Here is a 21396-nt window from a genome sequence, read left to right on the forward strand (position 1 = left end):
CGCAATTACCCTCGCAACAAAGACTTAATTTCCGCAAACACTACCTGGATATCTTGTTCTCCATCGATATCTCGCAGAAGTTCCTGTGCGGAGTAGTAGTCGATAAGTGGCTGTGTTTGAGCGATATTTACGTCAAGGCGTTGTGTTACCACTTCGATCTTGTCGTCATCACGCTGATACAGCTTACCACCATCTTTATCACATACGCCAGCCTCTTTTGGAGGATTGAACATCGTGTGATAGCTAGCACCGCAAACAGGGCAGATCCAGCGACCGGTCAGACGTTCAATCAATTGCTCGCGTTGAACGTTGATGTTAATTACATGGTCAATTTCGCGTCCCAGCTCTTTTACTGTAGCTGTCAACGCTTCCGCCTGAGGAACTGTGCGCGGAAAACCATCTAAGAGGAATCCCTTTGCGCAGTCATCCATCGAAAGGCGCTCCCGCACAATACCAATGACGACCTCGTCTGGGACGAGATGACCTTTATCCATGTAGGATTTAGCCTCTAGTCCGAGCGGCGTTTCGTTTTTGACCGCAGCTCGGAACATGTCGCCAGTCGAAATGTGCGGGATGTCAAACTCTTTTACGATACGTTCTGCCTGTGTCCCTTTACCGGCTCCAGGCAGTCCCATCAGAATTATATTCACGTCCATTCCCTCCGTCCCATCAAAAAAGCTACAGAAGCTTTTCTGTAAACATCCAAGTCATTACTTGATAAACCCTTGATAGTGGCGTTTGATCATCTGACTTTCAATCTGCTTCATTGTATCCAAGCATACCCCAACTACGATCAACAGTGATGTACCACCGATCGAAATGGATTGCGGCAAGCTTGCAATACTACTGAAGAAGAATGGCAAAATGGCAATTGCCATCAGGAACAAAGCCCCCGCCAATGTTAACCGGTTTAATGTACGAGTAATGAATACCTCAGTGTTTTTACCAGGTCGGATACCAGGAATATAACCGCCATTTTTTCTCATATTTTCTGCCATTTGTACCGGGTTAATCTGTACGAATGTGTAAAAATAGGTGAAACCGAGAATCAAAATAGCGTAAAGTGTCATCCCAAGAGGCTTCTGCACTTGGAAGTTCTGATAAATCCAGTTAGCGAATCCTTGTCCGGATGCATCCACCCAGAACTGTGCAATCGTGGAAGGGAACATTACGAGCGATAGCGCAAAGATTACAGGGATTACACCAGCAGAGTTGATTTTCAGCGGAATGTGGGTAGATTGACCACCGTACATTTTGCGTCCAACCACTCGTTTCGCATATTGCACCGGAATCTTACGAAGACCTTGCTGCATAAAGATAACCCCGACAACAATGGCGAGGACCACCAATAAAATAAGCAGAACTTTGACGATGCTGAAAAAGATGTTTTGAGCAGGATCACCAAACTGTGTGGTGTAAATCGTTGAAGCCGCATTAGGCAGCCCTGCAACGATCCCGGCAACGATCAGGATCGAAATCCCGTTACCGATACCCTTCTCCGTAATCTGTTCCCCCATCCACATCATGAATGCGGTCCCAGCTGTCAATGTCAACGCAATGAGCGCATAGCTGCCAATCGATGTATCGTTTAACAAGCCTGGTGTCATATTGTTGAATCCAATCGTCATCCCTACAGACTGAATCAGTCCAAGGATGATGGTAGCGTAACGGGTAACAGTAGCAATCTTGCGACGGCCAACTTCCCCTTCACGTGCCCATTGCGTAAGCTTAGGTACAACATCCATGGACATCAGCTGCATGATAATCGATGCCGTAATATACGGCATGATTCCCATAGCAAAAATCGAGTAGTTATGCAGTGCTCCACCCGAGAAGGTGTTCAACAAGCCAAGTAATTGGTTTGCATTCTGCTGAAATAACTCGACATTTACGTTAGGAACTGGCACAAAGCTTCCGAGACGGAAAACAACCAGCATCATGAGCGTAAAAAGGATCTTGCGACGAAGGTCGCTAATTTTAAAAATGTTAGTTAAGGACGCTAACATTAGATCACCTCGGTTGTTCCACCGACTTGAGCGATCTTCTCAGCAGCTGCTCCGGAGAACTTGTGAGCTTTTACAGTCAGCTTCACAGTCAGTTCACCATTAGCAAGAACCTTAACACCGTCGCGCAGCGCGCTGATAACACCAGTTTCTTTCAACAGCTCAGGTGTTACTACAGTGCCCTCTTCGAAACGGTTCAGCGCGTCCAAGCTAACAATCGCAAATTCTTTGCGGCTGATGTTAGTGAAACCACGCTTAGGCAGACGACGGTACAATGGGTTTTGACCACCCTCGAATCCTGGGCGAACACCTCCGCCGGAACGAGCGTTTTGACCTTTGTGACCTTTACCAGCAGTTTTGCCAGTACCGCTACCAATACCGCGACCGATGCGCTTACGAGTGTGACGGGATCCTTCTGCAGGTTGCAGTTCATGCAATTTCATACGTTGCACCTCCTAACTAATTGAGATGTTCAATTAAGCTTCTACTTCTTTCACTTCTACCAAGTGCTTCACTTTGAAAACCATTCCACGAATTGCAGGATTGTCTTCCTTCACTACAGTGGAGTTGATTTTGCGAAGACCCAGAGCTTTTACAGTGTCTTGCTGATCTACTGTACGTCCGATCAGGCTGCGTTTGAGGGTGATTTGCAATTTTGCCATGTTCATTCCCTCCTTATTAACCCAACAACTCGTCAACAGTCTTACCGCGCAATTTCGCGACATCTTCCGCTGTTTTCAGACGGCCGAGACCTTCCAGCGTAGCGTTGACCATGTTGATAGGATTGTTGGAACCAAGAGACTTACTCAAAATATCGCCTACACCAGCCAGTTCGAGTACGGCACGAACAGGTCCACCAGCGATAACACCTGTACCAGGGGCAGCAGGCTTGATGAGAACCTTACCAGCGCCAAATTGGCACAGTACTTGGTGCGGAACAGTTGTTCCTCTCATCGGTACACGGATCAATTTTTTCTTAGCATCGTCAATCGCTTTGCGAATGGCGTCTGGAACTTCTTGAGCTTTACCCATACCAGCACCTACGTGGCCGTTACGGTCTCCCACAACAACCAAGGCGCTGAAGCTCATACGACGTCCACCTTTAACCGTTTTTGCTACACGGTTAACTGCGACTACTTTTTCTTCGAGCTCTAATTTGCTAGGGTCGATACGCATTCCTTACCCTCCTTGTTGTTAGAATTGCAGACCAGCTTCACGAGCTGCTTCTGCCAGTGCTTTAATACGTCCATGATAAATGTAACCACCGCGGTCAAAAATCACTTCTGTCGCACCTTTTTCTTGTGCACGCTTAGCGATCAGTGTGCCAACAGCTGTAGCAGCTTCCACGTTAGCGCCATTTTTCAGGCCCAGCTCTTTATCCAAAGAAGATGCAGATACCAGTGTTACGCCAGTTGCATCATCGATCAATTGAGCGTAGATATGCTTAGAAGAACGGAAAACGTTTAGACGCGGGCGAATGGTAGAACCAATCACGCGTTTGCGGATTCGCAGGTGGCGTTTTTTCCGAGCTTTGTTTTTATCAGCTTTCGTAAACATTAAGCGGCCTCCTTTCTCATGAAGCTAGAAGCTTATTTACCTTTTTTACCTTCTTTACGACGAACAACTTCATCGCTGTACTTGATACCTTTACCTTTGTATGGCTCAGGTTTACGCAGAGAACGGATTTCAGCAGCAATTTGGCCTACGCGCTCTTTGTTGATACCTTTTACCACCAAAGTGGTTTGGTTTGGTACATCGATTTCGATACCCTCTTCTGGAGTAACTTCCACTGGGTGGGAGAAACCAAGAGAGAGAGTAACACCGTTGCCAGACTTGGCAGCACGGTAACCTACACCGACCAGTTCCAGGGTACGAGTGAAACCTTCAGATACGCCAGTTACCATGTTGGATACCAGCGCACGAGTTGTACCATGCAGGGAACGGTGAAGTTTGTTATCGCTTGGACGCTCAACGATTACTTCGTTTTCAGCGATGTTGATTTTGATATCTTCATGGAAGCTACGAACGAGTTGACCCTTAGGGCCCTTTACCGTCAGCTCAGTACCGTTCAGAGTGAGGGTAACGCCTGCAGGGACCACGATCGGTTTTCTACCGACACGAGACATGTGGTGCACCTCCTGTGCTATTTACAATCTGTTAATTACCAAATGTATGCGAGAACTTCTCCACCTACATGAGCTTGACGAGCTTGCTTGTCAGTCATTACACCAGTGGATGTAGAGATGATCGCGCAACCGAGGCCACCCAAAACCTTTGGCACTTCGTTGTTTTTCGCATATACACGAAGACCTGGTTTGGAGATACGCTTCAGACCTGTGATGACGCGCTCGTTGTTAGTACCGTACTTCAGGAATACGCGGATGATTCCTTGTTTGTTGTCTTCAACAAACTCCGCATCGCGGATGAAGCCTTCTTCTTTCAGAATGCGCGCGATTTCCTTCTTGATGGTAGACGCCGGGATTTCCACCTTCTCGTGGCGAACCATGTTGGCGTTACGGATGCGAGTCAACATATCTGCGATTGGATCAGTCATAACCATGAGAGAAAACCTCCTTCCCGTTTCAAATTACCAGCTTGCTTTTTTCACGCCTGGAATTTGACCTTTATAAGCAAGTTCACGGAAGCAAATACGGCAGAGTTTGAATTTGCGCAATACGGAGTGAGGACGTCCGCAACGCTCGCAACGAGTGTACGCGCGTACTGCAAACTTCGGCTCCCGCTGTTGCTTGATGATCATTGATTTCTTTGCCACATTCTTCCCTCCTTACGAGTGGGTTTATTTACGGAATGGCATACCCATTTGAGTCAGCAACTCACGAGCTTCCTCATCCGTTTTCGCGGAAGTAACAATAACGATGTCCATACCACGAACTTTATCAATTTTATCGTACTCGATCTCAGGGAAGATCAGTTGTTCCTTCAGACCAAGTGTATAGTTACCGCGACCGTCAAAAGCCTTGGAAGAAATTCCACGGAAGTCACGAACACGCGGGAGAGATACGTTCATCAATTTATCGAGGAAGTGGTACATACGCTCGCCGCGCAGAGTTACCTTCGCACCGATCGGCATACCTTCACGCAATTTGAAACCCGCGATGGATTTCTTAGCCTTTGTTACTACAGGCTTTTGACCAGCGATGATTTGCAGGTCTTCAATTGCAGTATCCAAGGACTTAGCGTTAGCTACCGCTTCGCCAACACCCATATTGATGATGATCTTTTCTACTTTCGGTACTTGCATGATGGAAGTGTAGTTGAACTTGCTCATCAAACCAGGCACGATTTCGCTCGTATACTTTTCTTTCAATCTTGTTGCCATCTAGGATATCCTCCTTTCCAACCTGACTACTTGTCGAGTACTTCGCCAGACTTTTTCGCGTACCGAACTTTCTTGCCGTTATCCAAAACTTTGTAACCGATGCGAGTAGCTTTTCCGGACTTCGGATCGATCAAAGATACGTTGGATACGTGAATAGCTGCTTCTTGAGTCACAATGCCACCTTGCGGGTTAGCTTGGGACGGACGGCTATGTTTCTTCACGAGGTTGATACCTTCAACCAGAACGCGTTCTTTCTTTGGATAAGCAGCGAGAACGCGACCTTTTTTGCCTTTATCTTTGCCCGCATTTACGATAACAGTGTCGCCTTTTTTAACGTGCATCGCTTGGTGCACCTCCTATCGAACAAACTGCCTGAGTTTTGCCGTTCAATTAGATAACCTCTGGAGCCAGAGAGATGATCTTCATGAAATCCTTATCGCGGAGCTCACGAGCCACAGGTCCAAAGATACGAGTACCACGTGGGGATTGATCGTCTTTGATAACTACAGCTGCATTTTCATCGAAACGGATGTAAGAACCATCGTTACGACGAACGCCGCTTACTGTGCGTACTACTACCGCTTTAACTACTTGACCTTTCTTGACAACGCCGCCGGGTGTAGCGGATTTTACGGAGCACACGATAACATCACCGATGTTCGCCGTTTTACGACCGGAACCACCCAGAACCTTGATGCACATGAGTTCCTTTGCACCGGAGTTGTCAGCAACAGCCAATCTCGTCTGAGTTTGGATCATTTACTGTTCCTCCTTTCGGAATTAATATCCGAAAATCTGACTTATACGATTACTGCCTCTTCGACGATACGTACCAAACGGAAACGCTTGTCTTTCGACAATGGACGAGTTTCCATGATTTCTACGATGTCGCCCACTTTTGCCGTGTTGTTCTCGTCGTGAGCCTTGAACTTTTTCGAGAATTTCATGCGTTTGCCGTACAAAGGATGTGTCTTGTAAGTTTCAACAAGAACAACAATGGTTTTATCCATCTTGTCGGAAACAACGCGACCTACAACTGTTCGACGCATATTGCGATCTGCGGTCATCGTTCAAACCTCCTTCCTATAATTAGCCGATTCCCAATTCTCTCTGGCGCAGGACGGTTTTCGCACGAGCAATATCCTTACGCACTTGTTTAATACGAGATGTGGTTTCGAGTTGACCCGTAGCCAGCTGGAAACGAAGGTTGAACAACTCTTCTTTCAAAGAAGTAACGTTTTGTTCGATCTCGGCAGTGGTCAAATTACGGTACTCATTAGCCTTCATGTGCGTCACCACCCACTTCTTCACGCTTCACGAACTTGCACTTGATTGGCAGTTTGTGCATAGCCAGACGCATAGCTTCGCGAGCGACTTCTTCAGGAACACCAGCAAGTTCGAACATGATCTTGCCTGGCTTCACTACCGCTACCCATTTCTCAGGAGAACCTTTACCGGAACCCATGCGGACTTCGAGCGGTTTTTGTGTTACTGGTTTATCTGGGAAAATTTTGATCCAAACTTTACCACCACGTTTGATGTAACGAGTCATCGCGATACGAGCTGCCTCGATCTGACGGTTAGTTACCCAAGATGGCTCCATTGCTTGCAATCCGTATTCACCGAACGCAACAGTAGTACCGCCTTTTGCGTTACCAGCCATTTTCCCGCGGTGTTGTTTACGGTGTTTCACGCGTTTTGGCGTCAACATGATTACTTGCCTCCTTCCTCAGTAGCGACGTTCTTTCTCGCTGGAAGGACTTCTCCACGATAGATCCACACTTTAACACCGATGCGACCATAAGTGGTATGTGCTTCAGCAGTACCGTAGTCGATGTCAGCGCGCAATGTGTGAAGTGGAACAGTACCTTCGCTGTAACCTTCAGAACGTGCGATGTCCGCGCCGCCAAGACGACCGCTTACCAAGGTTTTGATACCTTTAGCACCAGAGCGCAGCGTACGAGTGATCGATTGCTTTTGCGCACGGCGGAAAGAAATGCGGTTTTCCAATTGGCGTGCAATATTTTCAGCTACCAGAGTAGCATCCAGATCCGGACGTTTGATTTCGTTGATATTGATATGAACGCGTTTGCCAGTCAGCTCAGTCAAAGATTTACGCAGAGTTTCAACCTCAGCTCCACCTTTACCAATTACCATACCAGGCTTAGCGGTGTGAATCGTAACGTTCACGCGATTAGCTGCGCGTTCGATTTCGATCGTGGATACAGCAGCATCTTTCAGACGCCCTTTTACATACTTACGGATTTTCAAGTCTTCGTGCAACAGAGTTGCGAAGTCCTTGTCAGCGTACCATTTGGACTCCCAGTCACGAATGACACCGATCCGAAGACCTACCGGGCTTACCTTTTGACCCACACGTAATCCCTCCTTATTTCTCGTTTAGTACCACTGTGATGTGGCTCGTGCGTTTATGGATGCGGCTAGCGCGACCCATAGCGCGCGGACGGAAACGCTTCAACGTAGGACCTTGGTCTACGAAGATTTTACCCACTACGAGGCTGTTTGGATCCATCTCATAGTTGTGCTCAGCGTTTGCAATAGCCGACTTCAGTAGTTTTTCAACAACTGGAGAAGCTGCCTTTGGCGTGTGTTTCAAGATCGCCAAAGCTTCACCTACTTGCTTGCCTCTGATCAAGTCTACCACCAGGCGGACTTTACGAGACGCGATGCGAATATTGCGTGCAACTGCTTTTGCTTCCATCTTTGTACCTCCTCTCTGTCAAGAGAAAATTAGCGCTTCTTGGACTTCTTGTCGTTGTCGACGTGACCCTTGAAGGTACGAGTTGGTGCGAATTCACCCAATTTATGACCAACCATGTCTTCCGATACGTAAACTGGTACATGTTTGCGGCCATCGTAAACTGCAAACGTGTGTCCTACGAAGTCAGGAAAGATGGTGGAACGGCGAGACCAAGTTTTGATCACGCGTTTCTCGTTCTTTTCATTTTGCTCGTCAACTTTTTTCATCAAGTGGTCATCCACGAAAGGACCCTTTTTTAAGCTACGTCCCATTAGTGAACCTCCCTTCGCCAAAGGCGTTCGGTTATAGTATCAGCCTACCTTACTTCTTGCGGCGGCGGATGATGTATTGGTCGGACTTGTTCTTCTTCTTACGAGTCTTGAGACCCAGGGTTGGTTTACCCCAAGGAGTAACAGGTGCTTTACGACCGATTGGAGCGCGACCTTCACCACCACCGTGTGGGTGATCGTTCGGGTTCATTACGCTACCGCGAACAGTTGGACGGATACCCAACCAGCGGGAACGTCCTGCTTTACCAATGTTCAACAGTTCGTGATCCAGGTTACCTACTTGACCGATAGTAGCACGGCATACGTTGTGGATGCGGCGTGTTTCACCGGAAGACAGGCGAACGATTACGAACTCACCATCACGACCAAGCAATTGAGCAGATGTACCAGCAGCGCGCACCAATTGGCCGCCTTTACCAGGTTTCAGCTCGATGTTGTGGATAGTAGTACCTACCGGGATTTTCTCCATTGGCAGTGCGTTACCGATTTTGATGTCGGCATCTGCTCCGGATACAATCTGGTCGCCCACTTTCAGGTTGTGTGGAGCGATAATGTAACGCTTTTCACCGTCTGCATAGTTGATCAGAGCGATGTTAGCGGAACGGTTTGGATCGTATTCAATGGTTGCTACGCGACCAATGATACCATCTTTGTTACGTTTGAAGTCAATAATACGGTATTTACGTTTATGACCGCCACCTTGATGACGAACGGTAATTCTACCTTGGTTGTTGCGACCAGCTTTTTTGCTGAGAGGCGCCAACAAGGATTTTTCGGGAGTCGACGTGGTGATCTCCTCGAAAGTAGAAACCGTCATTTGGCGACGACCAGGAGAAGTCGGTTTAAACTTTTTGATACCCATGTTAATACCCTCCTTTTCGGTAGTCGTCGAGGTTATACTCCCTCGTAGAAGGCCAATTCTTTGCTGTCATCAGTCAGCTTAACGATTGCTTTCTTCCACTCGGACGTGTAACCGGAGTATTTTCCGTAGCGTTTTGGTTTCGCAGGTACACGAACTGTGTTAACTGCTTCTACTTTTACGCCAAATACTTTTTCAACAGCTTGTTTGATTTCTGTTTTGTTGGCTTTGAGAGGTACTTCGAAAACGTACTTCTTCTCAGCCATCATATCAGTGGTGCGCTCGGTAATGACAGGGCGTTTAAGGACATCATGAAGGCTCTTCATTATGCGAGCACCTCCTCTACTTTCGCAACCGCTTCTTTCGTCACGATTACTTTGTCATGCGCTACCAGATCAAGAACGTTAATGCCTGCAGCATCTACGATTTTTGCACCTGGGATATTGCGGGAAGCGAGCGCTACGTTTTGGTCGTACTCGGAAGTAACGATCAGAACTTTGCGATCTACTTTCAGGCTGCTGAGTACAGCAGTCATTTCCTTAGTTTTAGGAGCTGCGAAGTTCAGAGCTTCCAATACCAGGAGTTCGTTGTTTTGTACTTTCGTGGAAAGTGCAGATTTCAGAGCCAAACGGCGAACTTTACGGTTCAGTTTGTAACCGTATTTGCGCGGAGTTGGACCGAATACAACACCGCCACCTTTCCATTGCGGAGAGCGAATGGAACCTTGGCGTGCACGACCTGTACCTTTTTGGCGCCATGGCTTGCGGCCACCACCACGTACTTCAGAACGGTTCTTTACATCATGTGTACCTTGGCGTTGGGATGCTTGTTGCATCACGATCGCATCGTACAGAACTGCGCTGTTAGGCTCGATACCAAATACGCTGTCTGCCAGATCGATTTCGCCAACTTGAGAACCGGTTTGGTTATAAAGAGCTACTTTCGGCATGTCAGTTCCTCCTTTCCTTACTAGTTCTTCTTGACTGCCGTGGATACCAGTACGCAGCTGTTTTTCGGACCAGGCACGGAGCCTTTTACGAGAACCAGATTGCGTTCTGCATCTACTTTAATTACTTCCAGGTTTTGAATAGTAACGTTGTCGCCACCCATTTGACCTGGCAGTGTTTGACCTTTAAATACGCGGTTCGGAGCTACAGCACCCATGGAACCTGGACCGCGATGGTAACGCGAACCGTGAGCCATAGGACCGCGGGATTGATTGTGACGTTTGATCGCACCTTGGAAACCTTTACCCTTGGATACGCCAGCTACGTCAACCATTTCTCCCTCGGCAAAAATGTCAGCCTTCAACTCTTGACCAACCTCGTAATCAGCGAGGTTAACTCCGCGAATTTCGCGAACGAAGCGCTTAGGAGCAGTATTAGCTTTTGCTGCATGTCCTTTTTCCGGCTTGTTAGCGCGCTGTTCTTTTTTGTCTTCGAAGCCGATTTGAATCGCTTCATAACCGTCAGTCTCAACGTCTTTCTTCTGAAGAACAACGTTGGAACCAACCTCGATGACCGTTACAGCAGTCGCTGTTCCGTTTGGACCAAAAACTTGAGTCATGCCAAGTTTTTTCCCTAAGATTCCTTTGGTCATTTGTGCCACCTCCTGTGCTTATTTCAGTAAAACGTTTTTATGTTGTATCAAGTCCCCACCGATGCGCAGGGGTGCCATTTTAAGGGTTTGTTGCTTGGTGTAACACGCTTATCAAGACAACGTCTGCGCGTGTATCGCTTTTTGGGACCTTACAGTTTAATCTCAATATCCACACCAGATGGCAGATCTAGACGCATCAAAGCATCTACTGTTTGTGGTGTTGGGTTCAAGATGTCGATCAAACGTTTGTGTGTACGCATCTCGAATTGCTCACGAGAATCTTTGTACTTATGAACCGCACGCAGGATCGTGTAAACTGCTTTCTCCGTAGGGAGTGGAATTGGACCGGATACGTTAGCACCGGAACGCTTCGCAGTGTCCACAATTTTTTCTGCGGACTGATCCAGGATTTTGTGATCATACGCCTTCAAACGAATACGAATCTTTTGCTTTGCCATTGAAGTCCCTCCTTTTTCGCCCATTTTTTAAACAGACATTTCTCCGTGGAAATATCCTGCACCCCGGTCATGGCAAAGGGGCCGGGTGTGTCAGCAACCTCCCACATCATCGCAAGTCCATGACCAACATTCAATATTGTACTAAAAAGATTTGGGCAACGCAAGTTTTTTCTTGGGTTTCCGTATATTTTTTTGTACATAGTGTGCCTACTGAATGGCTCACCTTGAACATATTACAGATTTCAAGGAAGAAAGGCAAGCGGGATTACCTGCCAACTCCTAACGTTCCCTGTCTTAATATAATAGAAGGAAAACCAAATCAGCTGACATTAGGACTCACGTTGAATTGAATTTATAGAGATGAAAAAACCCGAGGAAGCTGTGCAATCAGTATTTCTAAAAGTTTGAATCTAATTATGATTAAATTCTGATGATCATTGATCAAAAAAAATACACCCCATTCTTTTGCATTGTGCTCTCTTCCTAGAATAGAGACCCTGCGAAACCCGGGGTGATTTAGTTTCAACTTTTTTAAGTTGAGCCCAGTTCTTCACTGTTTATGCGTATAAAGGAAGCTCAAGTTTTTGTTCTAACATTTCATACGCTAATTGGACATCCGTCACTATCTCAACTGCCAATACGCTGAAATCATTATCAATTAATACAAGTGTCGGTGTTTTTTGAATGTTGTAACTAAAAAACAATTCGTCTGTTTTAACAACGGTTGATGCATAAGTAGCAGAAGGTAATAAATTTTCATTAGCGGTAGTTTTTATAACAGTAATAACTTTCACTCTACCATTGAACCGATCAACCAATAAATGAAAGTCTTTTAGAAGAGTAATGCATGAATCACAGCTGTCACTTACAAAGCATAACAATGTGGCACGACCATTATTATTTGTGAGCTTGACTAAATTTCCTTGTGTATCTTTTGTACGAAAAAACGGAGCCTTTTCTCCTGGCTTGATCCCAATATCCTCAATATTATACTTAACAAGACGAAAACGATTTAAAAACTCAACAACATACTTAGCTAGAAAGAATATAACTAATGACTGTACCAATACTATAACCCAAAGGAAAATATTCGATAAAACCCAAGTATTGCTCACTTCTTTTCCTCCTTCTTTATTTTAACAATTCCACTGCTCTTCGCCTTATGCTAATAACGTTCTTTATAACACTGCTATGAAGGATCCCCCCCAAAACTATAAATATCATCACGAGCATTTCATAGGAGAATGCATCTCCTGCTATTATTGATTCTATTAAGCTCCAATTATGATCAAATTGATACAGCCATACAGCGACTGCAAGGAACCCTAGATTTCTAAAAACCAACTTCCATGAAAGCTTGTGATCACCAACTAGACCACCGCAGCCACAGGATATATTATTATTTCCTTTCAATAAATTAATTGAGATTGCAAGACTGTAAACAGACAACAAGCCTATCATAATGAAAATTCCCAATCCCTGGTATAAACCTAACATTAACGTGATCCCGACAATAATCTCTAGAGTTATTTCTGTATAGAGAAAGAATGGTATCAGCTTCTTAGGTATTATCTTATAGTTCTTAATCATGATGAAATGACTATCTAAATTTCTAATTTTATTGACACTAGTACTAAAAAATAAGGTAGCAAAACCAATTAAACAAGCATATGTTAACTCTTCCATCCTACCAACTCCTGTAATTCTGAAGAATGATCTGAATACCATTTTGATTGACTTTGATACATCCTATAGTACTCTTGTTTTCTTTCCATTAACTCCTCGTGACCTCCCATTTCCACCACTTGGCCGTTCTTCATTACAATAATGCGATCAGCTATTTTAGCCGATACAATCCGATGTGTTACAAATATTGTTGTCTTATCTTTCGTTAAGTTTCTTAACTGTTTGAAAAAATTTAATTCAGCATATGGATCTAACGCTGCTGTCGGCTCATCAAATATTACAATTTGCCCATTCCTAAATGTAGCACGTGCGAGAGCAATTCTCTGCCACAATCCACCTGATAGGTCTTCTCCTTCAAAGAGATATTTTCCTAAGTATGTTTCATACTTCTTGTCAAAATCATTTATTACTTCTTCTATGCCACTTATTTTTGAAACTTCTTCCAACCACTCATGATCTTCAAGTCGCTTCACATTTCCAAATGCAATGTTTTCTCTAACCGTAAAAGCATATTGCATAAAATCTTGAAACAATACCGCCGTATTTTCCCAAAGACTTTTCTTATTGAGTTTATTTATTGGTATATTGTCATATAGTATTTGCCCTTCATCTACTTGATACAGCCCAATTAAACACTTAATTAACGTTGTTTTTCCTGACCCATTTTCACCAACAATTGCAACTTTTTCTCCTGGAGTAATTGAAAGGGTTACTTCACTTATAGATTTCTGCTTTGAACCCTGATAACAATGCGACACATTCTCTAAATTAATGCCTTTTTTTAATGGTGTGGGAAATGGCAAAATCCCTTCTGCTTCGCAATTCAAATCAGAGTGAAAGTCAATAAATTGAAAGTAATCACGTATATACAAACTTTCTTCGTAAATACTCGCAACACCTGATGATATTTGATTGATACCGCCTTGAGTTGCTTGTACCGCTTGAATAATAGCAAAAAAATCGCCAATCGTTATTCTATTTATACGTCCCATTGAAATGATAAATATTGCAGCGCATGCATAGAATATATGTATAATCACATCAAGAGAAATAGACTGTAAGTGATCTTTGCGATAAAGGTTTAAGAAGGCTGACTCTTTTTCCTGGTAACGCTTAGACCATCTCTGTAGTAAGTAATCTTTTAACCCAAATAGTCTGATCTCCTTAGAAGACTGCTTTAATTCTATAATAGATTGTATATATTGAATTTCCCTTAACATAGGGGTTTGGTTCATTATCAAATTAAATCTCTGTATTCCCATCTTACTTCTGAGGTAAAGCACGGGAAATGCTATTAAAACGCTCAATACGATTAACAGCCAATGAATACTCGCTAAGTAAATTATCAATGAAATAACACTTATTGTCGTTTTAAAGATTTCAAATAAATTTTTGATAGGTGCCATAAAATTTTCGCCTTGACCACTTTGGATTCTATTTAAGTGATCATAAAACTCAGGCTTGTCAAAATAACTATATGGAACACTCGACATTTTTTCCAAAACGTTTTTTTGCAGGTTGTGTGTTAGTTTTAACTCAACAACCTTATCCATATACGTTTTTACTTTCTCTAAACCACTCGAAATAAAAATTAACAAAAATTGAACTAGTAATATTCCAATAACATGAGAGTAACTTTCTGTTGTTCTTTGAAAAATTTCATTTAAGGCATTAATAAGTTCTTTTGTTAACCAAACTTGCGTAATCGGCACAAATCCCAAAGCAATATTAATGCCAGCAGTATAGATTATCCACCAGCTCGCTACATTCCGTACATATTTTATAGCTTTAATTGTGTAGTCTAGTTTCATATTCAACACCCTTTTAAAGTGCAAAATCAAGATGCTACTTAAACTCTTTTACTAGTGTTTTTACTAAGAGAGACTGTTTGTTAATTGTCCCATCTCCAATTACGTGTAAAAAAGTGGGGAAATAGTCAATTTGCATTTGATCCACAACTTCTTCAGATATTGGAATAATGTGTACGCTCTCTTTATAGTTTTCTATAAAACTGTCTGTTTCAGTGATATTGTCATTCTTTATTAGGCAAAAAAAGGGAATATTATACTTTACATTTTCAATAAGAAATTGCTCTAATTCTTCATGACATGCTGGGCAAGTTGCTGAAGCAACCATAACTATCCAGGAATCTATGTTATCTGCCGGAAAGGTTACATAATCGCTTAGACAGATATCATACGAGGTATTATGAGACTGAGTACCAGCTATTGCGCTTGGTAACAAAACAACCTCCGCTTTTAGTCCCCCTAACTCTTTTCTGACTTTTAGGCCAATATAGAAGTATAGAAGTAGTGCACACAATAGAAATAACTCCATGTTGCTCCTCCCCTATTAAGTTTTTACTCATTGATAGTAAATAAAGTGGAGGAGTGATCATGGCATTTTGTAAGAATAAACCATGACCACTAAACATCCACTCTCAAAAGAAAAATATCAAAATAACTAGAGAAAACAAATCAGTTCTAGTTATTTCTTGTTATTTAGCAACCGCATGAAAACGGCTTGTACGTATGGCATGTTTTCCCTGAAGTGCAATCGACCTCAACAAAAGCCTTACCGTGAACTTTTGGTTGGATATCTATGCAAGTGGATCGTTTAATACATTTTTGAACCAATTCTACGCAACCACACTCAGGCTCCGCAAAAACACCAAATAGTTTTTTTAACATTAGCATTCCCCTCCTTTCACTATTCTTCAATACTGCATACTTCCATAAACCGACAGAACAATCGAAATATGGAAGCTATTGTCAATAATATTCGAATTATCTATTATTGTCAATATAAGGATGTTATTACTTGATTTACATTTTTTTAGAAAGGCAAGCGGGATTACCTGCCAACTCACCAAGTTATCTTTCTATAATAGAAGGAAGACGTTATACTTATGGTTGTAATCGTTATGAAATGGAGGGTTTCCTCAATGTCTGATGTAAATCAAACCCCTTATGAAATCATTGGCGGTGCAGATACTTTGGCCCGTCTTGTCGATACCTTTTACGATCTGGTAAAGCAGCATCCCGACATTACCGAGCTCTTCCCTGAAGATTTAACCCACGTGAAGGAACGTCAATATCAGTTTTTGACACAGTTTCTCGGTGGCCCAAGCCTGTATTCGGACGCCCATGGTCATCCGATGCTGAGAGCACGACACATGCCGTTCCCTATTGGACCTATACAGGCAGAGGCTTGGCTATCTTGTATGGATAAAGCCATGGACCTGACTGGACTGGAAGGCGAAATTCGCAAGCAAATCTTTGATCGGTTGCGATTAACTGCTCACCATATGGTCAATAAGTGGGATCAATAAGAAAAAGCGTAGGACAATTACTGTCCTACGCTTTTGTTGTTATATCAGAGCTTGCTGCCGCACGTGTAGCTTTCGGTCGCACCAAGCTACGAGATCCCAAATATACACCACCTACGATCATGCACAGTGCTAATAAGTGTACGAGTTGAAGGCTTTCTCCCAGGAATATCGCCGCAAATACCAAACTGGCCATCGGCATTCCATTTAAGAAAACAGCTGTTCGACTTGCTCCGAGCTGACGTATCCCATAATTCCAGCCTATCGAACCAAGTGCAGTTGACAGCGCACCTGAAGCAAAAATCACAAGCCACTGGAAGGAAGAAACGTCCAAAGATAGATAATAGGAAGCTGGTTGAACAGTCAATGCGACTCCCCACAAGAAGATGACCCCAAACATTTGCGATAAAGCCGTAATTAAGAGTACAGGTACACCTCTTACGACCAACTTCCGAATGAGTAAGCCACCCGTTACATACATGAGCATGGAGAAAAACATAATAGCATCTCCCCAGCCATTCATATGAAGACCGCCGTGTTGAGAGATGACAACAATCAACACTCCTGCAAAACCCATTCCAATGCCAAGCGCTTTTTTCAACGACATGCCTTCCCCTAAGAAAAGCATTGCCAAGAGCGCCGTTGCCAACGGATTTAATCCAAGAATAAGCGAGGCATTTCCTGCCGTCGTGTATTGAACACCGGCTGCAAGCGTTATTTGATGAAGCGCGATAGAACTAGCACCGACTCCGGCCAACAAGAACCAATCTATTTTGCTAAAACGCAAACTCTTTCGGTATATGAAGATGAGTGGCGATAAACAGATTCCACCAACAGTCATGCGTATAGCCGCGACATATAATGGAGGAAACGTTGTTAAATACTTGACCATGACGACGTTCAAGCCCCACAGCGTGACAACACCCGCAAGCATAAGAAACAATAATCGCTCATTATTTTTCATCTCTAATATCCCCCATCCAATCCTGATGGTATTGTAGCATATTGCTACAAGAGGCAAATTGAATGATTTTGATGGGAGTTATTTAAAAGTTCGATAATTGCACATAAAAAAACCCGACAACCAAAGTTGTCGGGTTTTGTGTATCCGTATATCTTACGCGTCGATAGAAGCTACAACGCCAGCGCCTACTGTACGGCCACCTTCGCGGATCGCGAAACGAGTACCTTGTTCCATCGCTACTGGAGCGATCAGTTCTACAGTGAACTCAGTGTTGTCGCCAGGCATGATCATTTCAACGCCTTCTGGCAGTTGGATGATACCTGTTACGTCAGTTGTACGGAAGTAGAATTGTGGACGGTAGTTAGCAAAGAAAGGAGTGTGACGTCCGCCCTCTTCTTTGGACAGAACGTAAACTTCTGCTTTGAACTTAGTGTAAGGCTTAACGGAACCTGGTTTCGCCAAGCATTGTCCACGCTCGATGTCGTTACGGTCTACACCGCGCAGCAGAGCACCGATGTTGTCACCAGCTTGAGCTTGATCCAGCAATTTGCGGAACATCTCAACACCAGTTACAGTTGTTGCTTTTGTTTCTTCAGCCAGACCAATGATTTCTACTTGGTCACCAACTTTAACGATACCGCGCTCTACACGACCAGTAGCAACAGTACCACGACCAGTGATCGTGAACACGTCCTCTACAGGCATCAGGAACGGCTTGTCAGTTGCACGCTCAGGAGTTGGGATGTAAGTGTCAACCGCTTCCATCAGTTCAGCGATTTTCTTAGCCCACTCACCAGTTGGGTTGTCCAAAGCTTCTTTAGCAGAACCTTTGATTACTGGAGTGTCGTCACCTGGGAACTCATATTGAGACAACAGGTCACGGATTTCCATTTCAACCAGTTCCAACAACTCTTCATCGTCTACCATGTCGCATTTGTTCATGAATACTACGATGTAAGGTACGCCTACTTGTTTGGAGAGCAGGATGTGCTCGCGAGTTTGTGGCATAGGGCCATCAGCTGCGGATACAACCAGGATTGCGCCGTCCATTTGAGCAGCACCAGTAATCATGTTTTTCACGTAGTCAGCGTGACCAGGGCAGTCAACGTGAGCATAGTGACGGTTGTCTGTTTCGTACTCAACGTGAGCAGTGTTGATTGTGATACCGCGCTCTTTTTCTTCTGGAGCAGCGTCAATTGCAGCATAGTTCATAGCTTGTGCTTTACCTTGTTGTGCCAATACAGTTGTAATAGCAGCAGTCAGGGTAGTTTTACCGTGGTCAACGTGACCGATGGTACCAATGTTAACGTGCGGTTTATTACGCTCAAATTTCGCTTTTGCCATGAGAGGAAAGCCTCCTTATATATAAGGGTTTTATGGTTTGAAGAAAGGTTTACCTTACGAATGGTTGTCCCTTCAATATTGTAAACCTTTCTGATTGCAAGATAAAGCTGTAACCTGTAATTATTCGCCTTTAGATTTCTTGATGATCTCTTCAGCGATAAATTTAGGTACTTCTTCGTAGTGGTCGATCACCATGGAGTAAACGCCACGGCCTTGGGTACGGGAACGAAGAATTGTGGAGTAACCAAACATCTCGGACAGTGGTACCATTGCACGGATTACTTGTGCATTTGCACGAGCTTCCATACCTTCGATACGACCGCGGCGGGAGTTCAGGTCGCCCATAACGTCGCCCATGTACTCTTCTGGCATTGTAACTTCTACTTTCATGATTGGCTCGAGCAGTACAGCGCCACATTTTTTCGCAGCTTCTTTCAGAGCGAGAGAACCTGCTACTTTAAATGCCATCTCGTTGGAGTCAACATCATGGTAGCTACCGTCTACGATAGTAGCTTTGATATCAACCAGCGGGAAGCCAGCGATAACACCATTTTTCATAGACTCTTCGATACCCGCTTGAACAGCAGGGATGTATTCGCGTGGTACTACACCACCAACGATTTTGTTTTCGAATTGGAAGCCTTGACCCGGCTCGAGAGGAGCGAATTCCACCCAAACGTGACCGTATTGACCACGACCACCGGACTGACGAACGAATTTACCTTCCACTTTGGCTGTGTTACGGAATGTTTCACGGTAAGCAACCTGTGGAGCACCAACGTTCGACTCGACTTTAAATTCGCGTTTCAGACGGTCTACGATAATCTCCAGGTGAAGCTCACCCATACCGGAAATGATTGTTTGACCAGTCTCTTCATCTGTGCGAGTTCTGAACGTTGGATCCTCTTCAGCCAGCTTGGACAGGCCGATACCCATCTTGTCTTGGTCTGCTTTGGATTTTGGTTCAATCGCAACAGAAATAACTGGCTCTGGGAAGTCCATAGACTCAAGGATTACAGGAGCCTTTTCATCACACAGAGTATCACCAGTTGTTGTATCTTTCAAACCTACAGCTGCAGCAATGTCACCGGAGTAAACCGTTGTGATCTCTTCACGGTGGTTTGCGTGCATTTGCAGGATACGACCAACGCGCTCACGTTTACCCTTGGTAGAGTTGAGAACGTAAGAACCGGAGTTCAGTACACCGGAGTATACGCGGAAGAAAGTCAAACGACCAACATACGGGTCAGTCATGATCTTGAACGCAAGAGCAGAGAACGGACCGTTGTCGTCAGCTGGACGATCAACTTCTTCTTCAGTATCTGGCAATGTACCTTTAATTGCAGGGATATCTACCGGAGACGGCAGGTAAGCAACTACGTTGTCCAGCATAGGCTGAACACCTTTGTTCTTGTAAGAAGAACCGCACATTACCGGCGTCAGTTTGCACTCGATAGTACCCTTACGCAGAGCAGCACGAATTTCGTCGTTGGTCAGCTCTTCGCCTTCCAAGTACTTCATCATGAGCTCTTCGTCTTGTTCAGCTGCTGCTTCAACCATAGCCATGCGAAGTTCTTCGCAACGTGCCAGAATGTCAGCAGGAATTTCAGCGGAGTCAGAAGTTTTACCCAAGTCATCAGTATATACGATTGCCTTCATTTCAATCAGGTCAACCATACCTTTGAATTGATCTTCTGCACCGATTGGATATTGGATAGCTACTGGATTTGCACCCAGGCGAGATTTGATCTGACCCAAGCACATATCAAAGTTAGCACCCATGATATCCATTTTGTTGATGTAGCACATGCGCGGTACGCCATAGCGGTCAGCTTGGCGCCATACTGTTTCGGTTTGCGGCTCAACGCCACCTTTTGCGTCAAAAACGGTTACAGCACCGTCAAGAACGCGCAGGGAGCGCTCAACTTCTACAGTGAAGTCTACGTGACCTGGTGTATCAATGATGTTGATACGATGACCAGCCCATTGAGCAGTAGTAGCAGCCGAAGTAATGGTAATACCGCGCTCTTGCTCTTGTTCCATCCAGTCCATGGTAGCTGCACCTTCGTGCACCTCACCAATTTTGTGAACACGACCAGTGTAGAACAGAATACGCTCAGTAGTCGTCGTCTTACCAGCATCGATGTGAGCCATGATACCGATATTACGCGTATTCGGCAAAGAGAACTCGCGAGCCATTAGGTATGCTCCTTCCATACTCGAGTTTGAGAATAAACGGGTATCCAAAACGGACACCCGATTCAATTTCTACCAGCGATAGTGAGCAAACGCTTTGTTCGCTTCAGCCATCTTGTGCGTGTCTTCACGCTTTTTAACTGCTGCACCGGTGTTGTTAGCAGCGTCCATGATCTCGTTAGCCAAGCGTTGTTCCATGGTTTTCTCTCCACGGTTACGGGAGTAGTTAACCATCCAACGCAGACCAAGAGTGGTACGGCGCTCCGGTTTTACTTCGATTGGTACTTGGTAGTTAGCACCACCTACACGGCGAGCTTTAACTTCCAGTACTGGCATTACGTTTTTCAGTGCTTCTTCAAACACTTCCATCGGGTTGCGACCTGTGCGCTCCTGGATGATGTCAAATGCGTTGTAGAGAATGTTCTGAGCTACACCGCGCTTACCATCCAACATCAGGCGGTTAATCAAGCGAGTAACCAACTTGCTGTTGTGAATAGGATCAGGCAGCACGTCACGACGGGTTACAGGACCTTTACGAGGCATCGTATTCCCTCCTTCTTTTCGATAT

At 44.6% G+C, this 21396-nt stretch carries 32 protein-coding genes; 1 reads left to right on the forward strand and 31 read right to left on the reverse strand.

Translation table 11 applies throughout. The features are described from left to right. Window positions 1-5: 5 nt before the first annotated feature. From HP568_RS26380 to HP568_RS26510, 27 genes are all read right to left on the reverse strand, one after another. Window positions 6-650 carry an adenylate kinase gene (locus tag HP568_RS26380; RefSeq protein WP_048035662.1) on the reverse strand — a complete coding sequence of 215 codons (645 nt, stop codon included), beginning with the start codon at window positions 648-650 and terminating at the stop codon, window positions 6-8. A 60-nt stretch (window positions 651-710) separates the two neighbouring features. Further along, window positions 711-2006 (reverse strand): preprotein translocase subunit SecY, encoded by a 1296-nt coding sequence (secY, locus tag HP568_RS26385; protein ID WP_173630665.1) that lies wholly within the window; start codon window positions 2004-2006, stop codon window positions 711-713. Next, a complete protein-coding gene (gene rplO, locus HP568_RS26390) occupies window positions 2006-2446 on the reverse strand; it encodes a 50S ribosomal protein L15 (protein ID WP_007716272.1) in 441 nt (146 codons plus the stop codon). The genes secY and rplO overlap by 1 nt, the downstream gene beginning before the upstream one ends. A gap of 33 nt (window positions 2447-2479) precedes the next feature. Further along, window positions 2480-2665, reverse strand: a complete 186-nt coding sequence (rpmD, locus tag HP568_RS26395; RefSeq protein ID WP_012683995.1) for a 50S ribosomal protein L30 — start codon at window positions 2663-2665, stop codon at window positions 2480-2482. A gap of 16 nt (window positions 2666-2681) precedes the next feature. Continuing rightward, entirely contained in the window at window positions 2682-3179 is a 498-nt protein-coding gene (rpsE, locus tag HP568_RS26400; RefSeq protein ID WP_007716268.1) for a 30S ribosomal protein S5, read from the reverse strand. Window positions 3180-3197: 18 nt separating this feature from the next. After that, window positions 3198-3560 carry a 50S ribosomal protein L18 gene (gene rplR, locus HP568_RS26405; RefSeq protein ID WP_047074697.1) on the reverse strand — a complete coding sequence of 121 codons (363 nt, stop codon included), beginning with the start codon at window positions 3558-3560 and terminating at the stop codon, window positions 3198-3200. A 32-nt stretch (window positions 3561-3592) separates the two neighbouring features. Continuing rightward, window positions 3593-4129 (reverse strand): 50S ribosomal protein L6, encoded by a 537-nt coding sequence (gene rplF / locus HP568_RS26410; RefSeq protein WP_048035660.1) that lies wholly within the window; start codon window positions 4127-4129, stop codon window positions 3593-3595. A gap of 35 nt (window positions 4130-4164) precedes the next feature. Next, a complete protein-coding gene (rpsH, locus tag HP568_RS26415; RefSeq protein WP_048035659.1) occupies window positions 4165-4563 on the reverse strand; it encodes a 30S ribosomal protein S8 in 399 nt (132 codons plus the stop codon). A gap of 27 nt (window positions 4564-4590) precedes the next feature. Continuing rightward, the gene (locus tag HP568_RS26420) at window positions 4591-4776 is read right to left on the reverse strand and encodes a type Z 30S ribosomal protein S14 (RefSeq protein ID WP_007716256.1); all 186 of its coding nucleotides are present in this window, start codon (window positions 4774-4776) and stop codon (window positions 4591-4593) included. A gap of 24 nt (window positions 4777-4800) precedes the next feature. Continuing rightward, window positions 4801-5343 carry a 50S ribosomal protein L5 gene (gene rplE, locus HP568_RS26425; protein ID WP_007716254.1) on the reverse strand — a complete coding sequence of 181 codons (543 nt, stop codon included), beginning with the start codon at window positions 5341-5343 and terminating at the stop codon, window positions 4801-4803. Window positions 5344-5369: 26 nt separating this feature from the next. Next, window positions 5370-5684: a 50S ribosomal protein L24 gene (rplX, locus tag HP568_RS26430; protein WP_007716253.1), complete on the reverse strand. Its 315-nt coding sequence runs from the start codon at window positions 5682-5684 to the stop codon at window positions 5370-5372. Between the two features lie 49 nt (window positions 5685-5733). Then, on the reverse strand, window positions 5734-6102 hold the full coding sequence (rplN, locus tag HP568_RS26435; RefSeq protein WP_012683990.1) for a 50S ribosomal protein L14: 369 nt from the start codon (window positions 6100-6102) through the stop codon (window positions 5734-5736). A gap of 41 nt (window positions 6103-6143) precedes the next feature. Further along, window positions 6144-6410 carry a 30S ribosomal protein S17 gene (rpsQ, locus tag HP568_RS26440; protein WP_012683989.1) on the reverse strand — a complete coding sequence of 89 codons (267 nt, stop codon included), beginning with the start codon at window positions 6408-6410 and terminating at the stop codon, window positions 6144-6146. A 22-nt stretch (window positions 6411-6432) separates the two neighbouring features. After that, a complete protein-coding gene (gene rpmC, locus HP568_RS26445; RefSeq protein ID WP_012683988.1) occupies window positions 6433-6630 on the reverse strand; it encodes a 50S ribosomal protein L29 in 198 nt (65 codons plus the stop codon). Then, entirely contained in the window at window positions 6620-7054 is a 435-nt protein-coding gene (gene rplP / locus HP568_RS26450) for a 50S ribosomal protein L16 (RefSeq protein WP_007716249.1), read from the reverse strand. Before rplP ends, rpmC begins: the two co-directional genes overlap by 11 nt. A gap of 2 nt (window positions 7055-7056) precedes the next feature. After that, complete coding sequence (gene rpsC, locus HP568_RS26455) at window positions 7057-7719, reverse strand: 30S ribosomal protein S3 (protein WP_048035658.1); 663 nt, start codon at window positions 7717-7719, stop codon at window positions 7057-7059. A gap of 13 nt (window positions 7720-7732) precedes the next feature. After that, on the reverse strand, window positions 7733-8065 hold the full coding sequence (gene rplV / locus HP568_RS26460) for a 50S ribosomal protein L22 (RefSeq protein WP_047074707.1): 333 nt from the start codon (window positions 8063-8065) through the stop codon (window positions 7733-7735). Between the two features lie 29 nt (window positions 8066-8094). Continuing rightward, entirely contained in the window at window positions 8095-8376 is a 282-nt protein-coding gene (gene rpsS / locus HP568_RS26465; RefSeq protein ID WP_007716246.1) for a 30S ribosomal protein S19, read from the reverse strand. A 49-nt stretch (window positions 8377-8425) separates the two neighbouring features. Continuing rightward, window positions 8426-9256 carry a 50S ribosomal protein L2 gene (gene rplB, locus HP568_RS26470; protein ID WP_012683985.1) on the reverse strand — a complete coding sequence of 277 codons (831 nt, stop codon included), beginning with the start codon at window positions 9254-9256 and terminating at the stop codon, window positions 8426-8428. A 32-nt stretch (window positions 9257-9288) separates the two neighbouring features. Beyond that, a complete protein-coding gene (gene rplW, locus HP568_RS26475) occupies window positions 9289-9579 on the reverse strand; it encodes a 50S ribosomal protein L23 (RefSeq protein ID WP_007716243.1) in 291 nt (96 codons plus the stop codon). Continuing rightward, complete coding sequence (gene rplD, locus HP568_RS26480; RefSeq protein WP_016742844.1) at window positions 9579-10202, reverse strand: 50S ribosomal protein L4; 624 nt, start codon at window positions 10200-10202, stop codon at window positions 9579-9581. Before rplD ends, rplW begins: the two co-directional genes overlap by 1 nt. Before the next feature lie 20 nt (window positions 10203-10222). Continuing rightward, a complete protein-coding gene (gene rplC, locus HP568_RS26485; RefSeq protein WP_048035657.1) occupies window positions 10223-10852 on the reverse strand; it encodes a 50S ribosomal protein L3 in 630 nt (209 codons plus the stop codon). 149 nt (window positions 10853-11001) lie between these two features. After that, the gene (gene rpsJ / locus HP568_RS26490) at window positions 11002-11310 is read right to left on the reverse strand and encodes a 30S ribosomal protein S10 (RefSeq protein ID WP_005828858.1); all 309 of its coding nucleotides are present in this window, start codon (window positions 11308-11310) and stop codon (window positions 11002-11004) included. 557 nt (window positions 11311-11867) lie between these two features. Next, window positions 11868-12425 carry a TlpA family protein disulfide reductase gene (locus HP568_RS26495; RefSeq protein WP_173630666.1) on the reverse strand — a complete coding sequence of 186 codons (558 nt, stop codon included), beginning with the start codon at window positions 12423-12425 and terminating at the stop codon, window positions 11868-11870. Window positions 12426-12441: 16 nt separating this feature from the next. Beyond that, window positions 12442-12996, reverse strand: coding sequence for a MauE/DoxX family redox-associated membrane protein (locus tag HP568_RS26500; protein WP_173630667.1), 555 nt, complete (start codon window positions 12994-12996; stop codon window positions 12442-12444). Then, on the reverse strand, window positions 12984-14807 hold the full coding sequence (locus HP568_RS26505) for an ABC transporter ATP-binding protein (RefSeq protein ID WP_173630668.1): 1824 nt from the start codon (window positions 14805-14807) through the stop codon (window positions 12984-12986). The genes HP568_RS26500 and HP568_RS26505 overlap by 13 nt, the downstream gene beginning before the upstream one ends. Window positions 14808-14841: 34 nt before the next feature. Continuing rightward, complete coding sequence (locus tag HP568_RS26510) at window positions 14842-15333, reverse strand: hypothetical protein (RefSeq protein ID WP_173630669.1); 492 nt, start codon at window positions 15331-15333, stop codon at window positions 14842-14844. Between the two features lie 607 nt (window positions 15334-15940). Here HP568_RS26510 and HP568_RS26515 point away from each other — a divergent pair. Continuing rightward, the gene (locus HP568_RS26515; protein WP_048035656.1) at window positions 15941-16327 is read left to right on the forward strand and encodes a globin domain-containing protein; all 387 of its coding nucleotides are present in this window, start codon (window positions 15941-15943) and stop codon (window positions 16325-16327) included. A gap of 25 nt (window positions 16328-16352) precedes the next feature. Here HP568_RS26515 and HP568_RS26520 read toward each other — a convergent pair whose 3' ends face one another. The 4 genes from HP568_RS26520 to rpsG all read right to left on the reverse strand — a co-directional run bounded on the left by HP568_RS26520 (window position 16353) and on the right by rpsG (window position 21371). After that, window positions 16353-17288: a DMT family transporter gene (locus HP568_RS26520; RefSeq protein ID WP_048035655.1), complete on the reverse strand. Its 936-nt coding sequence runs from the start codon at window positions 17286-17288 to the stop codon at window positions 16353-16355. 153 nt (window positions 17289-17441) lie between these two features. Beyond that, entirely contained in the window at window positions 17442-18632 is a 1191-nt protein-coding gene (gene tuf / locus HP568_RS26525) for an elongation factor Tu (RefSeq protein ID WP_048035654.1), read from the reverse strand. A 120-nt stretch (window positions 18633-18752) separates the two neighbouring features. Next, a complete protein-coding gene (gene fusA / locus HP568_RS26530) occupies window positions 18753-20831 on the reverse strand; it encodes an elongation factor G (RefSeq protein ID WP_048035653.1) in 2079 nt (692 codons plus the stop codon). 69 nt (window positions 20832-20900) lie between these two features. Further along, on the reverse strand, window positions 20901-21371 hold the full coding sequence (gene rpsG, locus HP568_RS26535) for a 30S ribosomal protein S7 (protein WP_007716226.1): 471 nt from the start codon (window positions 21369-21371) through the stop codon (window positions 20901-20903). Window positions 21372-21396: the final 25 nt, after the last annotated feature.

The sequence above is a fragment of the Brevibacillus sp. MS2.2 genome (assembly GCF_013284345.1).
In the GTDB taxonomy this organism is placed as follows: Bacteria; Bacillota; Bacilli; order Brevibacillales; family Brevibacillaceae; genus Brevibacillus; species Brevibacillus brevis_C.

Bases quoted from the DNA above. Each gene is read 5' to 3' on its own strand.
- rplP (WP_007716249.1), bottom strand. From the start codon at position 7,054: ATGTTGACGCCAAAACGCGTGAAACACCGTAAACAACACCGCGGGAAA.
- rplN (WP_012683990.1), bottom strand. From the start codon at position 6,102: ATGATCCAAACTCAGACGAGATTGGCTGTTGCTGACAACTCCGGTGCA.
- rplD (WP_016742844.1), bottom strand. From the start codon at position 10,202: ATGCCGAAAGTAGCTCTTTATAACCAAACCGGTTCTCAAGTTGGCGAA.
- HP568_RS26520 (WP_048035655.1), bottom strand. From the start codon at position 17,288: ATGAAAAATAATGAGCGATTATTGTTTCTTATGCTTGCGGGTGTTGTC.
- secY (WP_173630665.1), bottom strand. From the start codon at position 2,006: ATGTTAGCGTCCTTAACTAACATTTTTAAAATTAGCGACCTTCGTCGC.
- rpsJ (WP_005828858.1), bottom strand. From the start codon at position 11,310: ATGGCAAAGCAAAAGATTCGTATTCGTTTGAAGGCGTATGATCACAAA.
- rplO (WP_007716272.1), bottom strand. From the start codon at position 2,446: ATGAAATTGCATGAACTGCAACCTGCAGAAGGATCCCGTCACACTCGT.
- rpmD (WP_012683995.1), bottom strand. From the start codon at position 2,665: ATGGCAAAATTGCAAATCACCCTCAAACGCAGCCTGATCGGACGTACA.
- rplB (WP_012683985.1), bottom strand. From the start codon at position 9,256: ATGGGTATCAAAAAGTTTAAACCGACTTCTCCTGGTCGTCGCCAAATG.
- rplW (WP_007716243.1), bottom strand. From the start codon at position 9,579: ATGAAGAGCCTTCATGATGTCCTTAAACGCCCTGTCATTACCGAGCGC.
- rplV (WP_047074707.1), bottom strand. From the start codon at position 8,065: ATGGAAGCAAAAGCAGTTGCACGCAATATTCGCATCGCGTCTCGTAAA.
- rpsH (WP_048035659.1), bottom strand. From the start codon at position 4,563: ATGGTTATGACTGATCCAATCGCAGATATGTTGACTCGCATCCGTAAC.
- HP568_RS26515 (WP_048035656.1), top strand. From the start codon at position 15,941: ATGTCTGATGTAAATCAAACCCCTTATGAAATCATTGGCGGTGCAGAT.
- rplF (WP_048035660.1), bottom strand. From the start codon at position 4,129: ATGTCTCGTGTCGGTAGAAAACCGATCGTGGTCCCTGCAGGCGTTACC.
- rplE (WP_007716254.1), bottom strand. From the start codon at position 5,343: ATGGCAACAAGATTGAAAGAAAAGTATACGAGCGAAATCGTGCCTGGT.
- HP568_RS26505 (WP_173630668.1), bottom strand. From the start codon at position 14,807: ATGAAACTAGACTACACAATTAAAGCTATAAAATATGTACGGAATGTA.
- HP568_RS26510 (WP_173630669.1), bottom strand. From the start codon at position 15,333: ATGGAGTTATTTCTATTGTGTGCACTACTTCTATACTTCTATATTGGC.
- rpsE (WP_007716268.1), bottom strand. From the start codon at position 3,179: ATGCGTATCGACCCTAGCAAATTAGAGCTCGAAGAAAAAGTAGTCGCA.
- rpmC (WP_012683988.1), bottom strand. From the start codon at position 6,630: ATGAAGGCTAATGAGTACCGTAATTTGACCACTGCCGAGATCGAACAA.
- HP568_RS26500 (WP_173630667.1), bottom strand. From the start codon at position 12,996: ATGGAAGAGTTAACATATGCTTGTTTAATTGGTTTTGCTACCTTATTT.
- tuf (WP_048035654.1), bottom strand. From the start codon at position 18,632: ATGGCAAAAGCGAAATTTGAGCGTAATAAACCGCACGTTAACATTGGT.
- rplC (WP_048035657.1), bottom strand. From the start codon at position 10,852: ATGACCAAAGGAATCTTAGGGAAAAAACTTGGCATGACTCAAGTTTTT.
- rpsG (WP_007716226.1), bottom strand. From the start codon at position 21,371: ATGCCTCGTAAAGGTCCTGTAACCCGTCGTGACGTGCTGCCTGATCCT.
- rplR (WP_047074697.1), bottom strand. From the start codon at position 3,560: ATGTTTACGAAAGCTGATAAAAACAAAGCTCGGAAAAAACGCCACCTG.
- rplX (WP_007716253.1), bottom strand. From the start codon at position 5,684: ATGCACGTTAAAAAAGGCGACACTGTTATCGTAAATGCGGGCAAAGAT.
- fusA (WP_048035653.1), bottom strand. From the start codon at position 20,831: ATGGCTCGCGAGTTCTCTTTGCCGAATACGCGTAATATCGGTATCATG.
- rpsS (WP_007716246.1), bottom strand. From the start codon at position 8,376: ATGGGACGTAGCTTAAAAAAGGGTCCTTTCGTGGATGACCACTTGATG.
- rpsQ (WP_012683989.1), bottom strand. From the start codon at position 6,410: ATGACCGCAGATCGCAATATGCGTCGAACAGTTGTAGGTCGCGTTGTT.